Source organism: Pseudomonas profundi (assembly GCF_008638305.1).
GTDB classification, from domain to species: Bacteria; Pseudomonadota; Gammaproteobacteria; order Pseudomonadales; family Pseudomonadaceae; genus Halopseudomonas; species Halopseudomonas profundi.
Window position 1 is genome coordinate 186,613 of the sequence record NZ_VTPZ01000002.1, and the last position, 15,633, is coordinate 202,245.

The following is a 15,633-nucleotide window of genomic DNA, read 5'->3' on the forward strand; positions in this document are numbered from 1 at the left end:
ACTTGAGCGTGCCAGCGGTTCATCAGACAAACATCGGCCGACTAACGTGCACGGAACCAACTCCCCCCTTTGAAAAAAGGGGGGCAGGGGGGGATTCCAGCGGACCACAAGGACCAACCGAATCCCACCACACCACCAAGAGACACAACCATGACCGACATCCGCATCAGCCAAGACACTGAAGTCACTCTACACTTCACGCTCAAGCTACCGAGCGGCGAAGTGGTTGATTCAACCGTCGACAAATCGCCAGCCACCTTCAAAGTCGGCGACGGTAGCCTGCTTCCAGGCTTCGAACAGAGCCTGTTCGGCCTCAAGGCCGGCGACAAACGCTCCTTTGATATAGACGCAGAGCGCGGCTTCGGACCAGGCAATCCACTCAACATCCAGACCGTCCCCCGTGGCCAGTTTGATGAAATGGAGCTCGAACCCGGCCTGCTGGTGATCTTTCAGGACGCTGCCGGCGGTGAATTGCCTGGTGTGGTCAAAACGGTCAACGAAACCACCGTTGATGTGGATTTCAACCATCCACTCGCCGGCAAGACCATCACCTTTGATGTCGAAATTATTGAAGTAAAACCTGCGTAACCTGTACGCATCCACTACGTCCGAGGCTTCCATGCAGATCAAACTGGCCAATCCCCGCGGCTTTTGCGCCGGCGTCGACCGCGCCATCGAGATCGTGAACCGCGCCCTTGAAGTGTTCGGGCCGCCGATTTATGTGCGTCACGAAGTGGTGCACAACAAATTCGTGGTGGAAGATCTACGCAACCGCGGCGCCATATTCGTCGAAGAGCTCGATCAGGTGCCCGATGATGTGATCGTCATATTCAGCGCCCACGGTGTCTCCCAGGCGGTTCGTCAGGAAGCCGACAAACGCGGCTTGAAGGTGTTTGACGCAACCTGTCCGCTTGTCACCAAGGTGCATCTGGAAGTCAGCAAATACAGCCGCGACGGCCGCGAATGCATCCTCATTGGCCACGCCGGGCACCCTGAAGTCGAAGGCACCATGGGCCAGTACGACACCAGCAAGGGCGGCTCGATCTACCTGGTTGAAGATGAAACGGACGTCGCCGAACTGGATATACGCGACCCATCGAGCCTGGCTTTTGTGACGCAAACCACCTTGTCAATGGATGACACGGCAAAGGTCATCGATGCGCTGCGTGAGCGTTTCCCTGCTATCGACGGACCGCGCAAGGATGATATCTGCTACGCCACACAGAACCGCCAGGACGCCGTCAAACAGCTCGCCGCCGAGTCTGATCTGGTCCTGGTAGTAGGCAGCCCTAACAGCTCCAACTCGAACCGTCTGCGTGAACTGTCGGAGCGTATGGGCACACCGGCTTACCTGATCGATGGCGCTGAAGAGATTCGTGCCGAGTGGCTGGAGGATGTGGGAAGCATCGGCATTACTGCGGGAGCGTCAGCCCCAGACATTCTGGTGCGCCAGGTGATCGATCATCTGCATTCGCTGGGTGCGACAGACGCGCAGGAGCTTGACGGGCGGCCGGAAAATGTTGTGTTCAGTATGCCCAAGGAACTGCGAGTTGTGGAGGTCGAGTAGGGCTGGTTGTTGAGCTTGCTGAGTTCTGAGATCACAACGAAACCCGGAATCCCCCTAGCCCCCTTTGTCAAAGGGGGGATCAGATTGTGCGCTTTTATAGCTATATGCGTTGTCCAGGCTGTGTCAGCAAGTCAGCAAGTCAGCAACAGAAAAGCCGTGCATTGCTCTAAGCTCGCCAGATACGCCGACCAAGTGTGCGCACTGCCCATGCTTCTTTACCAAGGGGATGGTTCGTGCCCTGTGCTCGGTGCGTGTATTGGCTACTTGAAATGTAGTGCTCGGTTTTCCTACTATCTCGCAAGTACAGCAAATGCGCGCAAATTGCACCAAGACATCAGGCTGCTCAGTCCAATTCCCCCTTTGACAAAGGGGGCTAGGGGGATTTGCTTTTCAGCCCGGCAATTCCCAGATCCCACGAATACCCGCAACGCCCTGACCACCCACTTCAAACGCCCGCTCCAGATCCGCTAAACCAAGCCCACCAAGCAAGTACACCGGCATATTTACCTGCGCAATCAGCTCAGCAGCACGATCCCACCCAAGCGGTTTTGCATCAGGGTGACTCTGTGTCGGCAGTATTGGCGACAGGGTAACGAAATCGACCCCAGCCCGCGCAGCCAATCCCAACTCCTCAGCATCATGACAGGACGCCGCCAGCCAACCGTCAAACCCGTCCCGCTGCCGGCCTGCGGCCGCCATCATACGTAACTGGGACGAAGTGAGATGCCATCCGGCCCCGGCAATGGATGGCGGCACGTCGCCCTTGAGCATAAAGGTAAAATCCGTCCCAAAGCGCTCCACGACAGCATCCGCCCAAGCTTGATACTCATCCGCAGCAAGCTGCGTCTGCCGCAACTGAACCACCCGTACACCTCGCCGCCGCGCACTCTCCAGCCCACTCAGCAGAATGCCCAAATTGGCGACATCAGGCGTTACGAGATACAGCTCAGGCAGTCGCGCGGCGGCGACGATGGGTACATTCGCTTCAGGAAAGGAATATTCCTTGAGATACGCCGGAGCCACCCAGCGCACCGGCTGACCCTCGGCACCATGCGCTTTACCGGTGAACGCAGTCACGCGCCACACATCAAGCCGTACAGACTTATCCGAATAGTCATGACGAATATCCAGCAGCGGACGCGCCTCGGTTATCTCGACCCCAAGCTCTTCACGCAACTCTCGCCGTAGCCCATCGAAACGCGATTCACGGTCCTCCAGCTTACCCCCAGGAAACTCCCACAACCCGCCCTGATGCGCATGATCGGGTCGTTTGGCTATGAGAATTTCTCCGGTAGGGTTGTAGATGACCGCAGCCATCACGTGAATACGTCGCATCAGCAGCGCATCCTTACCTAGTCCCGCTCCGGGAAATCCTCGGAGAACAGGTCCTGTTCCAGTTCATTGCCGGGAATAGCATGCTCTTCTGAAGCCCATGCGCCCAGGTCGATCAGGCGGCAGCGATGGGAGCAGAAGGGGCGGTCGGGAAAGCTGTCGTCCCAGGTTACGGGTGCTTTGCAGGTGGGGCATTCTACGGTCAGGGTCATGATCGGGCTCCTTCGGCGATTGCCAGGTAGCGTTGATGGAGCGCGTCCACTTGCGCGTGCAGAGCGGCCAGGTTCTTGTCGTTGGTAATGACGTCATCGGCATGCCGCAAACGGTCATCGCGCTTGGCCTGTGCCTGCATGATGGCTTTGATCTGTTCTTCTGACACCTGATCGCGCTGCCTGGTGCGGGCGATTTGTATCTCTTCGGGTACATCGACCACCAGTACACGTTGCGTCATCTGATACCGGCCGGATTCGACCAGCAGCGGCGAGACCAGCAAGGCGTAGGCAGAGGTGGCAGAAGCGAGGTCGCTGATGATCTCATCGCGGATCAAGGGATGCAGCAATTGTTCGAGCCAGAGGCGCTGTTCGGGGTCTCTGAATACCTCTTCGCGTAGCGCAGCGCGATTCAGGAAGCCGCCCTCCAGCAACATGTGTTGACCGAACCGATCAACAATCTGGCTTAATGCGGGGCGGCCCGGCTCTACGACGACGCGGGACTTAACGTCCGCGTCCACAACATGAATACCATGAGCCTGCGCGAAGCGGTCGGCGGCGGCGCTCTTGCCGCTGCCGATTCCGCCGGTCAATCCAATGATCATTCTATAATCCGGCAAATCTGAGATAGGTGCCGGTAATTGTGTCACCCCAGATCAAGGCAATCCACCCGGCAATCGCCAGGTAGGGGCCGAAGGGCAGGGGAGTGGCGTTGGAATCGCCGCGGCTTTTCAGAATGATGATGCCGAGAATCGCGCCGACGAGAGATGAAAGCAGGATGGTTAGCGTCAATACCTGCCAGCCACCCCAGGCGCCGATCATTGCCAGCAGCTTGAAATCCCCGTAACCCATGCCTTCCTTGCCGGTGATCAGCTTGAACAGCCAATACACGGACCATAAGCTGAGGTAGCCGAACACGGCGCCCCACAAGGCAGTATCGAGATCGGTAAACACGCCGAAGCTGTTGACGATCAGCCCCAGCCACAACAGCGGTAGAACGATGACATCAGGAAGCAGCTGGGTGTCGGCATCGATCAGGCTCAGCGCGACCAAACCCCAGGTCAGCACCAATAGCCCGCCGGCCGCCCAGCCGAAACCAAGCTGCCAGGCCACGACCATGGATAGCGCAGCCGTCAGCAGCTCAACCAGCGGATAGCGCGGGCTGATGCGGTTATTGCACTGGCCGCAGCGGCCGCGCAGGAATACATAACTCACCACGGGCACGTTTTGCCAGGCTTTGATCTCGGTCTGGCAATGCGGGCAATGGGAATGGGGCAGAACGAGATTGTAGGTAGGCTCGTCGGGGTGCTCAGTGCCAGGCTGGAGAATCTCCCGCGCCTGTATGCGCCAGTCCCGCTCCATCATGCGCGGCAAGCGGTGGATCACGACATTGAGAAAGCTGCCGATGATCAAACCCAGCAGGCCAGCAAGCAAAACAAAGGCCAGCACGTGGCTGGCCAGGTAATCAATAAGAGTCATGTTTTATACAACAGAGCCCAGCTGGAAGATTGGCAGGTACATGGCGATGATCAAACCGCCGACGAGCACCCCGAGCACGCTCATGATCAGAGGTTCCAGCAGTGTGGTCAGGTTGTCGACCTTGTTATCCACTTCAGCCTCGTAATAGTCTGCGACCTTCTCAAGCATGCCATCGAGGTTACCGGATTCCTCGCCGATGCCAGCCATCTGCACAGCGAGTGAGGGGAACACGTTGGTGGTGCGCATCGAGAAGTTCAGCTGGGAACCTGCCGATACATCTTCCTTGACCTTCATCACAGCATTGCGGAAAACCACGTTACCCACCGCGCCACCGACCGAGTCGAGCGCATCCACAAGCGGTACACCGGCAGCGAAGGTGGTGGAGAGGGTGCGGGCGTAACGCGCCACGGCGGCTTCGTAGATGATCTTGCCCACGACGGGCGCCTTGAGCAGCGCCCGATCCTGTGCGTCGCGGAACTTGAGGGATTTCCGGTTAACCTGCGTATAGACGTAGCCCAGCACAATCAGGCCGATCAGGATAATGAACCACCAGGACTGCAGCCATTCAGACAACCCGATGACGAAAAGCGTGAAGGCCGGCAACTCGGCACCGAAGCTTGAAAACACTTCCTTGAACTGTGGAACCACCTTCAGCAACAGGATCGCCGTTACCACGATGGCAACGACTACCACCGCGATCGGGTAGGTCATGGCCTTCTTGATTTTGGCTTTCAGCGCTTCGGTCTTTTCCTTGTAGGTCGCGATCCGGTCCAGCAGGGATTCGAGTCGGCCCGATTGCTCACCGGACTCAACCAGGTTGCAGAACAGATCATCGAAATACTTGGGATGCTGACGCAGCGAATCCGCCAGCGTATTACCGGCGGCTACATCCGTTTTGATGGTGTTGACGAGTTTGGCCAGACTGGGGTTTTCAGCACCCTCGGCGATGATCTCGAAGGCCTGCACAATAGGCACGCCGGACTCCATCATGGTCGCTAGCTGACGTGTGAAGAAGGCGATATCAAGGGGTTTGATCGCCTTGCTACGTTTGCCGAACAGGGTGGAGCTTTTGTTGATCCTGGTAACGAGAATGCCCTGCTTGCGCAGCTGGGCCTTGATCAGCGCTGGGTTGGTTCCCTGGATTTCGCCGGAAATCTTCGTGCCCTTGCGATCCTTGCCTTCCCATTTGAAGGGATAGATCTTAGGTTCCTTGGCCTTCTTTTTCGCCGGGGCCGGCTTCCTTTTTAGCGCTGCTGCTTGCTGAGCCATGACTTAATCCTTTGTCACTCGGTTAACTTCCGCCAGACTGGTAACACCCTGTTCTGCTTTCATCAGGGCCGACTGGCGCAAGCTTCTGAAACCTTCCTGTTGGGCTACGTCTGAAATCTGAATAGAGTTGCCGTCTTCCATGATGATGCGTTGCATGGCTGGCGTGATTTTTACCACTTCATAAATACCAACACGCCCTTTATAACCGTCTTTACAGTTTTCGCAACCTACTGGCCCGTAAATCGTCAACCCTGCATCAATTTTTGCGGGGCTGTAGCCTTCTTCGATGAGCGTCTCGCGCGGCACCTCGAAGGGCGTCTTGCAGGTCTTACAGAGCCGACGCGCGAGGCGCTGGGCGATGATCAGGTTGACGGATGTGGCGATGTTGAATGAGGGCACGCCCATGTTGCGCAAACGCGTCAGGGTTTCGGCCGCGCTATTGGTGTGCAGCGTGGAAAGCACCATGTGACCGGTCTGCGCCGCCTTGATCGCGATCTCGGCGGTCTCCAGGTCCCGGATCTCCCCGACCATGATGATGTCCGGGTCCTGACGCAGGAACGCACGCAGCGCCTTGGCAAAATCCAGACCCTGCTTGGGGTTCACGTTGACCTGGTTGATGCCTTCCAGGTTGATCTCCACCGGATCTTCTGCGGTGGAGATATTGCGTTCCATGGTGTTGAGGATGTTCAGACCGGTATACAGCGACACCGTCTTGCCCGAACCAGTGGGCCCGGTTACCAGAATCATGCCCTGGGGCTTCGCCAGTGCGGAGAGGTACATTTCCTTCTGGTCTTCTTCATAGCCCAGCGCATCGATGCCCATCTTGGCGCTTTCAGCGTCAAGAATACGCAGCACCACCTTCTCGCCCCAGAGTGTCGGCAGGGTGTTTACCCGGAAATCGATGGCCTTGTTCCGCGAGATCTTCATCTTGATGCGGCCATCCTGCGGCTTGCGCCGCTCGGCCATATCCATGGATGACATGACTTTCAAGCGTGCCGCGATGCGCACGCCAAGCTGCACCGGCGGCTTGGCTATCTCATGCAGAATGCCGTCAGTACGAAAGCGCACGCGGTACATTTTTTCATAGGGTTCGAAATGCAAGTCCGATGAGCCCATGCGCACCGCATCCAGCAGCATCTTGTTGACGAAGCGCACGATAGGCGCGTCGTCCGCATCGCCGGTACCGGTCGCTTTGGCATCTTCGGTTACCGACTCAACCTCAAGGTCATCCAGGCCCGAGTCATCCATATCCCCAAGCCCGCCAGTGGGGCTTTCCAGATACTTGTCGATGGCGGCGTGGAGCTTGTCGTCTTCGACCATGACCGCATCAGTCATCAAGCCGGTATTGAACTGGATATCGCTCAACGCCTGCTGATTGGTCGGGTCGGACATGGCCAGGAACAGCCGCGAGCCCCGCTTGTATAACGGCAGCACGCAATGCTGGCGGATCAGTTTCTCGCTGACCAGTTCCTGCGGCTGATGATCCTTATCCAGTGACCCGAGATCAAAAAACGGATAGCCGAATTCGTCCGCACAGGCCATCGCCAGGTCGCGTGAACTGGCCAGCTTGTTCTGTACCAGATAGGTAATGAGGGGAATCTTGTCTAACGTGGCCTGTTTGCTGGCCTTGCTGGCAACGGTTGCGTCCAGCAACTGATCCTGAACGATCCTTCGTGCCAGACCAGAGAGCGCGGGGGTATCCATAGGCGACTATTGGTCTCGGAGCTGTGTTGGCTGTATAGCGTTTTATCGGCTGACTATATTACAGGTTTAGGGCCGTGCACACCGTTGGGGATGAAAAGCGGCTGGGCGGCGGGTGCGTGAGGTGACGTTTATTGTCAGCTTTGGTCGGAATTTGGAAATCGGATGGTTGCCTGGGGCTGATTTCGTGTGCTGGCGCCTACGGTTGGAAAAGTCAGTGATTCGTTGTCAGGTGCGCAGTATGCGGCCTGGTTGGCATTTTGAGCGGCGATTGTCGCTTCGTAAAGGCGGTTCGGCTGGGTTGGCACGCGGGGTGCTTAGTGTGTCGCAGCCCAACGGCTAAATCACATAATGGAGTTATAAGATGAAAGCTCAAATGCAGAAAGGTTTTACACTTATCGAACTGATGATCGTGGTCGCGATTATTGGTATTTTGGCGGCGATTGCTATTCCGCAGTATCAGACCTATGTAGCTAAGTCCCAAGTCAGCCGGGTGATGTCTGAGACCGGTAGCTTGCGCACGGCGGCCGAAGCTTGTTTGTTGGATGGAAAAACAACTATTGGCACTGGAGCTGGCCAATGTGATATAGGTGCAACGGATTCTAATTTGCTGACAGGTGGTACGCCTACAGTTACATTGACCACTACCCCGGCCACAATCGTAGCGAACTTTGGAGACAGTGCAGCTACCGCGTTGGCTAGTGATAGCTTAACCTGGGAGCGTTCGGCGGCAGGAACTTGGACATGCTCTACCACCGTGGATGATAATTTCAAACCCGCAGGTTGCACTGGTTCCTAACCAGCGTCGTTATAATAAACACCCCGCTCCAAGCGGGGTGTTTTGTTTGAGGTCGTGGCATGACTACAAAGTTACTCTTACAAAAAAACTCTAAGCTACGTTTCGAGTTTCTTCCGAAAACTATCATGTCAATATTGCTAACGTTTGCTATTCCAAACGGGTTGCTTTTTTTGTTGGCGCAATGGATGGGGGTTGGGCGGGATCTCATCAATCTGGATTATTCTCTTATCGTGGTGTTGGTTGCGGCGAATATATACTTTCTAGCAATTCCGCTGTTTCTATTATTTTTACTAGTAGACTTATTCAATATTTTCGGTCAAGTCTATCCATTTGTTAGGTTAAATGACGCGCTTTACTTGGTGAGGTTTATATTATATGGTCCTGGTTATTACAGAATTGCTTTAGTGTTTATCGGATGTGCTGCACTGTCTAGCGTATGGTTTATGCTTACATGGGGAAGGGTTTCATTGTCGTCTGCACTTTTCGCCTTCAATGCTTCATTGGTCGGTTATATGTTTAATGTTTATGGTGAAGGCGATGACGTTAACAGATTTTGGAGGGTGTCTAATTCGCATATTGTAGGCAGTCAGGCGTTGTATTTTTATGAGTACAGGTCTAGAGGGTTTATTCAATCCTATTTTATTGATAATAAAGATGTTTTATTGCCAGCGGAATATTCTAGAATAACTGAGGCGCTAAATGACAGTGAGTCGCTTCTTCCAGAAAAGATTCTATTCATCGTGAATGAGTCATGGGGGGTTCCGCTAAATAAAGATATACAGAAAGAATTGGTTGCTCCGTTAAAGAAAGTTTCGGAAGATAGGGTTTTCGAGTTTGGCGATTTGTCGTTTGTTGGAGCGACCGTGGCGGCGGAGTTAAAAGAGCTCTGTGGTCTGCACCCGATACATTTTAATCTTTCCAAAGTTACCGTTGGGTTCGAAGAATGTCTACCAAATAAAATGAGGGCGCTGGGTTATTCTACGAGTTCTTTCCACGGTGCGGTAGGGCTGATGTATGATCGCATACATTGGTACCCCAGAGCGGGTTTCGATAAATCGATATTCTACGAAAGTAGAGCATGGGAAAAGCGTTGTTATTCATTTCCTGGGGCTTGTGATTCGGAGCTGGCCGCGTATGTTGCCGAAGAACTTGGTCAAGAAGGGAAGCGCTTTGTATACTGGCTTACGTTAAATACTCATTCCATATACGATGATAGGGATTTGGAAGTAGATAGTTTTTCTTGCGAAAGCTTTAATATTTCCTCGGGAGAGGTGTGTAGAAATATGAAATTGCAGGCTCAGTTCTTTCATACGGTTTCGCGTATGCTCCAAGACTATGATCTGGCTGATGTGGAGGTTGTCGTGGTGGGCGACCACGTTCCTCCTGTATCAATCCTAAGTGAGCAGGAAGAATCATATGAGACTGGTAAGGTTGGCTGGGCGAGGGTGAGCTCTGCGACAGTTAGCCAAACTCAGGATGCTGCGGTAGCTCATCGGTAATCACGAACCATGGGCCTTGCTGCGTACGAAAATATGCCGTTTCGGCCGGACTTCTGGATCGGTATCCAGCGTTCCCAGCGGAAACCGTACACCTCGGGTTTGGCATCAAACCTGGTGTAGAGGCTGGAGCTGCAAACTGTAGTTAATTGGGGTCAGATGAGAATGGCACTTGCTTAAGCGCTAAGTACTTGAATTGAAATGAAAAGGCTGACTCGGAGTCATATGGTGAACGCGACCAAGCGATCACCCAACTCCGGAGCCAGCCTTTCTCCACCGCTGAAGGATGGCTATATCTATCAGTGTTCAAGGACCTGTACTCGAGAATGATCGTAGGTTGGGCGATGAATGAAAGTCCTAAAAGTCCTAATCGAAGCCTAGTAACAGATGCCTTGGAAATGGCATTAGGTCGACGCGGCAAACCTTGCGAACTGTTGATCCACACCGATCAAGGGGTGCAGTACCGGACTGGCCAGTATCAAGCAATCCTAGCCAGAAACGGTATCGAGCCTAGCATGAGCCGCAAGGGGAAATGCCTGGATAACGCAGCGATGGAGAGCTTCTTCCACACCTTGAAAACTGAGCACGTGAGGCACCACCGCTACCGGACTCGTGAGCAGGCTAGACAAAGCTTATTCGATTACATTGAGATTTTTTACAACCGACAGCGCCGGCACTCCTACTTGGATTACATGACGCCATTCGAGTATGAGCAACGAAACGCTGTCTCTTAACCAGGTGTCCACACAACCGGGGTTAGTTCAGGTGAACATTAATTTCTCGCTGGCTTTTCAGTCTGCATAGAACCCTGTCGGCGAGCCCGAACGCGGCCTGAGACGCTCACCAACCCCAGAGTATCGCTACGCATCTCATCGGGCTTGGGTCGTAGGCGAACCTTCGCAACCAAAATTACGGTTGCTTAACCGGCCGCCCGACTTTTCCCCGTCCGGCCAGCTTACCCGTCAGCATCTCGATCTGATTCCGGAATCGATCATTGCCTAGAGCCAGCCCACTGCGTGTTGATTGGTTGATTTCTTCAATGAGTTCGACCGGTAGTTGCTCGGTGAACAGGGCGCGGTAGGCTGTTTGTCGGCTTTCAGCTGTCGGGCCGAGCTTGTGTAAAGATCATGTGGAGCGAGTAACATCGACGGCTTGCCATGCGCATTGCTGCGGTAGCTGCTCCAGCGATATTCGGCGGGAGCGGCTACTATGCCCGCCCTTACTGGATTCATCTCGATATAGCGTTGACAGGTGAATAGGTAGGCTTCGGAATCAACCAGGCAGGAGCGATAGCGACCTTCCCATAAGGTGCCGGTGCGGCGATAGCGGCGGTTGAAGTAGCGCACGTAGCGGCGGCCGAGGGCCTGCATCAACAGGGAAACGCTGTTGAAATCGACTGGCGTTGCGAGGACATGGATATGGTTGGTCATGAATACCCAGGCATGAACGGCAACACCATACTCGGCAGCGTAATCGGTCAACCATTGAGCAAAAATATACATGTCTTCGTCGTCACCGAAACACACCTGACGGTTGTTTCCGCGTTGGATGATGTGCTGGGCGATACCTGGGTAGGAGAGGCGTTGGCGTCGTGCCATAAGTACGTCCGTGTAGCTGCAATCAGTCCTCGATTATGCTCGATGATGGTCGCATCCGTTGAATTGGGGTTGCGGTGTTAGTTGTTGAGTGTGGCTGAATAGTTGGGCTTGGCGCCATGGTCGGAGCGGAAACCGATTCGGTCAGGACGTCCGGCGTTTGATTTGGGCATGCTTGGGCAACTGGTATTGCTCAGACTTCATCAAGAGACCGGGCAATAACCGCTGCGAAAGCTCTGAAATCAGCCAAATGACGTGAGGCGATGGCATGGACAATTGCCCAGTCCAAATCATCATAGTTGTGCACCGCAATATTTCTAAAACCTACGGACTTCTTCATCCGGTCCGCGAGCTGACGGTCCAGCACTTTCGCGTCTGCCATCCGGTCAAAGGTTTCTCCCATGGTATTGGGAGGCGTTTGGTCCAGGCTTGATAGCATGTGAGCGCCCAGATCGACACACATCTGAACGGCTCTGCTCAGATTCAAGACAATTACGTCCTGCAGGTCCAGGTCGGCTAGAAGGTCTACTTCGTTCGCCGGACACTTTTCACTGACGCGGTTAAGGCATCGGTATACCAATCGAGCTTTTGCCAGGAAACCTCTGAATAACTACTGCGCTCGGCCATGCTGCGTTGAAATCCTCCTCAAAATGCTCATTTACAACACGTAAACTGGTGCGCCAGGCCGGTGCGCTTTATCGTCGGATTTCGCCTTGCCTGGCCTTCGCTCGCTACGTTATTCAGAGGCTCCCTAGATAACTAGCTTGTCCATGACACTGCGCTCCGCGAGCATTCTGCGTACGTAAGGCAGAAAGTCTTCGCTATCGAATATGTGGCGCCGCATCAGTTCGGCGTGCAACGTGTCGGTGCCTTTCAAGCGGATCCCGTGGCGTAGAATCTGCCCGAGAAGGGGTTCTCCAGTTTTACGCAGATCGATCAAGTCTATTGGTCGACCGGTTGCCAGGGCGATTTCTTCAACCAGGGAGATCTTGGTCTAGACAGTCAAAGGAGCACGGGTTTGCACGGCTATATCCGCATCGCTAGTGGAGATTGCACTGCCTGCGGCCATCGATCCGAACAGATAGGCTAGCTGTATATCTGGATGCTCGGCTAACACGTTTTGAATCTTATCCAGCGACATATTTGGCTATCCTCAGTCGGTTGAGTTCTGAGTGTATACGCCTGGGGGTGTAGTGCGCCTGCGCTACGCCGGCCTTTCTCGCTTGTATGAACCCTGTCAGCGAGTCCGAACGCGGGCCGAGGCGCTCACCAACCCCAGGTTGTCGTACCATTCCATCCATGAAGAGCGGTAGCCGCGCGCTTTGCGTAGCAGGTTGTCTTGTTTTGCCATCTCAAGGCTTAATCGCCACCTTCAACACCCCATCCCGCTGATTCCCAAACAGGTCATAGGCGTCAACGATGTTATCCAGCTTGTACTCATGGGTAACCAGCGGCCCTAGATCCAGCCGGCTGGATTCCAGCACGTTCATAAGGCGACGCATGCGTTCCTTGCCGCCGGGGCAGAGGGCGGTGTTGATCTTGTGATCGCCCAGCCCGGCGGCGAACGCGCCGAGGGGGATTACGAGGTCTTCGGAGTACACACCCAGGCTGGACAGCGTGCCGCCGGGTTTGAGGACTTGCAGTGATTGGGCAAAGGTTTGCTGGGTGCCGAGGGCTTCAATGGACGCGTCCGCGCCACGGCCACCGGTGAGCTTCATGACTTCGTCTACAACGTCGCAGTTACGGTAATCGAGGGTGATGTCAGCGCCCATCTGGCGGGCCATACCCAGGCGGTGATCGTTACCGTCGACGGCGATGATGGTGGTGGCGCCGAGCAGTCTGGCGCCGGCGGTGGCGCAGAGGCCGATCGGGCCCTGGGCGAAGACGATGACGGTGTCACCGATACGGATATTGGCGTTTTCTGCGCCTTTGAAGCCGGTGGACATGATGTCAGGGCACATCAGCACCTGTTCATCGGTCAGACCGTCGGGAATAGGTGCCAGGTTCGCTTGAGCGTCCGGCACCAGCACGTATTCGGCCTGGGTGCCATCGATCATGTTGCCGAAGCGCCAGCCGGCGGTCGCCTTGTAGCCATGGCAGCCGCACCTGCCATCGGCAGTCAGATAGCTGCCATCCTGCGAGGCGAGGCCGTCCTGCGCCGCGTAGGAATTGAAGTTGGGGCAGATGGCGCCGGCGATAACACGCTGGCCTTCCTCGTAGCCCTGCACCGCCCTGCCGAGTTTTTCGATGACGCCGACGGGTTCGTGGCCGATGGTCAGGCCCTTGGCAACAGGATATTCGCCTTTGAGAATGTGGATGTCGGTGCCACAGATAGTAGTGGTGGTTATGCGGACCAGCGCCTCGTTGGGCCCGACGTCGGGGATGGGCTTGTCCGCCAATTCGATTCGTCCGGGCTCGATAAAAATCGCCGCCTTCATCATGTCAGCCATGGGAATGCCTCCAGAGAGTGGAGCAGATCATCAGGTGATGATCCGCATAATCCACTTCAGCCTAGAACAGTCTCGCCTTGGTTGGCCTGACCTGGGTCATGAATCGACCGACTCAGCGTCGGGCGAAGCGCTCCACCAGTGCCGCTTGAGCCTTGGCCGTATTCGCCAGCTCATCGCTGAGATCGGCACTGCGGTTCGACTGGGTGGAGGTGATGTCCGATAGTTCGGCAATGCTGGTGATGTTCTGGCTGATCTCTTCGGCGACGGCGCTTTGCTCTTCGGCGGCGCTGGCGATCTGCCCAGCCATTTCGTTGACGCGTTCGATCGCGGCGCGGATGCCTTCGAGTGCTTCGTCAACTTCAACTACCCGGGCGCTGCCAATCTCGGCCTGCTCATGGCCGGTTTGCATGGTATCCACGGTGCGTTTGGCGGCCGATTGCAGGTTGCCGATAAGGGTATGGATCTGTCCGGTTGAGGCGGCGGTGCGGCTGGCCAGGGCGCGCACTTCGTCAGCTACTACGGCAAAGCCGCGGCCTTGCTCACCGGCCCGGGCGGCTTCGATCGCGGCGTTAAGGGCGAGCAGGTTGGTCTGTTCTGCAATGCTCTGGATCACATCCACCACGCCGCCAATTTCACGGGCATCTTCAGACAGGCGATTAGCGACGCTGGTGGCCGAGCGCACGGACTCGGAAAGTAGTTCGATGGCCTCGCGGGCTTCGCTGGCAACCTGTTTGCCGTGTTGGGCCAGTGTGCTGGCGTCGGCTGTGGCGTCCGCCGCGCGGTGCACATTGCTGGTTACTTCCTGGGTTGCCGCCGCCATCTCGTTAACGGCGGTAGCCACCATGTCCGTCTCCTGACGCTGGCGCGCCAGTCCCTGATTGCTGCCGTGGGCCAGATTGCTTGCTTCGCCGGCCTGGGCCTGGAGATTGTTGGCGCTGTCGAGTATCCGCGCGAGACAGGTGCGCAGCCGGGCCTGTTGGCTGTGTATGGCCATTTCCAGTTGGCTGAGGGCGCCATGGTTGGGTGTATACATCTGTGCCAGCAACGGATCGGTTATTGCGTTGTCAGCCGTGTCGATCACCCGTCGCAGCGTGCTGTCGCTTACCCGTTTGTGTCCGAACCCGGCGGCAATTCCCAGCAGGCAGCCAGTGGCAATGCCCCAGCCTCCGAAGCCCAGCGTCAGCCCGCCGGTTACCCCGGCCATGGCCACTGCAAGCACAGTCGGTTGCAACAGGCCTGACCAATCGAACGCCACGCCGTTGCGCCCTGTGTTCAGTCGGGCATATATCGCTTCGGCACGGCGGATCTGGTCCGGGCTGGCGTTAATACGAACCGACTCGTACCCGGCAATCTGGCCTTTATCCCAGACCGGCGTCACGAACGCATCGACCCAATAATGATCGCCATTCTTGCAGCGATTCTTGACGATGCCCATCCAGCTGCGCCCGGCTTTCAGGTCGCGCCACATCTGTTCGAACACAGCGGCCGGGGTATCGGGATGTCGCACCAGATTGTGCGGACTGCCGGTCAGCTCTTGTCGCGTGAACCCGCTGACTTCAACGAAGGCGTCGTTGCAGTAGGTGATCTTTCCACCGATATCGGTTGTGGAAATCAGACGGTATTCGGGGTTGAAGCTGCGTTGACGCTGGGTGACGGGTTGGTTATTGCGCATGAAGATCCTGAGACGGAGTGAATATTTTCAGAGGAGTCTGGGCAGCCGTGACGCTGGCTACATT

The 15,633-nt window shown here is 55.7% G+C and carries 16 protein-coding genes; 5 read left to right on the plus strand and 11 right to left on the minus strand.

The window, feature by feature from the left end; genetic code table 11:
- Positions 1-150 precede the first annotated feature (150 nt).
- Positions 151-588: an FKBP-type peptidyl-prolyl cis-trans isomerase gene (fkpB, locus tag FZE95_RS03920; RefSeq protein WP_150299523.1), complete on the plus strand. Its 438-nt coding sequence runs from the start codon at positions 151-153 to the stop codon at positions 586-588.
- Between the two features lie 31 nt (positions 589-619).
- Complete coding sequence (ispH, locus tag FZE95_RS03925) at positions 620-1,567, plus strand: 4-hydroxy-3-methylbut-2-enyl diphosphate reductase (protein ID WP_150299524.1); 948 nt, start codon at positions 620-622, stop codon at positions 1,565-1,567.
- Between the two features lie 390 nt (positions 1,568-1,957).
- On the opposite strand, the gene FZE95_RS03930 is transcribed toward ispH, so the two are convergent.
- Genes FZE95_RS03930 through pilB form a run of 6 tightly spaced genes read right to left on the minus strand, consistent with a single transcriptional unit; the run spans position 1,958 to position 7,560 of the window.
- On the minus strand, positions 1,958-2,902 hold the full coding sequence (locus tag FZE95_RS03930) for a Nudix family hydrolase (RefSeq protein ID WP_150299525.1): 945 nt from the start codon (positions 2,900-2,902) through the stop codon (positions 1,958-1,960).
- Positions 2,903-2,919: 17 nt separating this feature from the next.
- Positions 2,920-3,111, minus strand: coding sequence for a DNA gyrase inhibitor YacG (gene yacG / locus FZE95_RS03935; RefSeq protein WP_150303146.1), 192 nt, complete (start codon positions 3,109-3,111; stop codon positions 2,920-2,922).
- Positions 3,108-3,713 carry a dephospho-CoA kinase gene (gene coaE, locus FZE95_RS03940; RefSeq protein ID WP_150299527.1) on the minus strand — a complete coding sequence of 202 codons (606 nt, stop codon included), beginning with the start codon at positions 3,711-3,713 and terminating at the stop codon, positions 3,108-3,110. The genes yacG and coaE overlap by 4 nt, the downstream gene beginning before the upstream one ends.
- Position 3,714: 1 nt before the next feature.
- Positions 3,715-4,587: a prepilin peptidase gene (locus FZE95_RS03945; RefSeq protein WP_150299528.1), complete on the minus strand. Its 873-nt coding sequence runs from the start codon at positions 4,585-4,587 to the stop codon at positions 3,715-3,717.
- 3 nt (positions 4,588-4,590) lie between these two features.
- The gene (locus tag FZE95_RS03950; protein WP_150299529.1) at positions 4,591-5,856 is read right to left on the minus strand and encodes a type II secretion system F family protein; all 1,266 of its coding nucleotides are present in this window, start codon (positions 5,854-5,856) and stop codon (positions 4,591-4,593) included.
- A gap of 3 nt (positions 5,857-5,859) precedes the next feature.
- Positions 5,860-7,560, minus strand: a complete 1,701-nt coding sequence (pilB, locus tag FZE95_RS03955) for a type IV-A pilus assembly ATPase PilB (protein ID WP_150299530.1) — start codon at positions 7,558-7,560, stop codon at positions 5,860-5,862.
- A gap of 361 nt (positions 7,561-7,921) precedes the next feature.
- On the opposite strand from pilB, the gene FZE95_RS03960 reads away from it, so the two are divergent.
- The 3 genes from FZE95_RS03960 (at position 7,922) to FZE95_RS20035 (ending at position 10,586) form a co-directional block, all read left to right on the plus strand.
- Complete coding sequence (locus FZE95_RS03960) at positions 7,922-8,356, plus strand: pilin (RefSeq protein ID WP_150299531.1); 435 nt, start codon at positions 7,922-7,924, stop codon at positions 8,354-8,356.
- Positions 8,357-8,415: 59 nt separating this feature from the next.
- The gene (locus FZE95_RS03965; RefSeq protein WP_150299532.1) at positions 8,416-9,855 is read left to right on the plus strand and encodes a sulfatase-like hydrolase/transferase; all 1,440 of its coding nucleotides are present in this window, start codon (positions 8,416-8,418) and stop codon (positions 9,853-9,855) included.
- Positions 9,856-10,097: 242 nt separating this feature from the next.
- Complete coding sequence (locus tag FZE95_RS20035; RefSeq protein WP_150299750.1) at positions 10,098-10,586, plus strand: IS3 family transposase; 489 nt, start codon at positions 10,098-10,100, stop codon at positions 10,584-10,586.
- Between the two features lie 264 nt (positions 10,587-10,850).
- Here FZE95_RS20035 and FZE95_RS03980 read toward each other — a convergent pair whose 3' ends face one another.
- The 5 genes from FZE95_RS03980 to FZE95_RS04000 form a co-directional block, all read right to left on the minus strand.
- Positions 10,851-11,450 carry a transposase gene (locus FZE95_RS03980; protein ID WP_223824952.1) on the minus strand — a complete coding sequence of 200 codons (600 nt, stop codon included), beginning with the start codon at positions 11,448-11,450 and terminating at the stop codon, positions 10,851-10,853.
- A gap of 190 nt (positions 11,451-11,640) precedes the next feature.
- Positions 11,641-12,027 carry a type VII toxin-antitoxin system HepT family RNase toxin gene (gene hepT / locus FZE95_RS03985; RefSeq protein ID WP_223824953.1) on the minus strand — a complete coding sequence of 129 codons (387 nt, stop codon included), beginning with the start codon at positions 12,025-12,027 and terminating at the stop codon, positions 11,641-11,643.
- Between the two features lie 414 nt (positions 12,028-12,441).
- Positions 12,442-12,588, minus strand: a complete 147-nt coding sequence (locus FZE95_RS20040) for a nucleotidyltransferase domain-containing protein (RefSeq protein WP_223824954.1) — start codon at positions 12,586-12,588, stop codon at positions 12,442-12,444.
- Positions 12,589-12,799: 211 nt separating this feature from the next.
- Entirely contained in the window at positions 12,800-13,897 is a 1,098-nt protein-coding gene (locus tag FZE95_RS03995; RefSeq protein ID WP_150299534.1) for an NAD(P)-dependent alcohol dehydrogenase, read from the minus strand.
- Between the two features lie 112 nt (positions 13,898-14,009).
- The gene (locus FZE95_RS04000; protein ID WP_150299535.1) at positions 14,010-15,569 is read right to left on the minus strand and encodes a methyl-accepting chemotaxis protein; all 1,560 of its coding nucleotides are present in this window, start codon (positions 15,567-15,569) and stop codon (positions 14,010-14,012) included.
- Positions 15,570-15,633 lie beyond the last annotated feature (64 nt).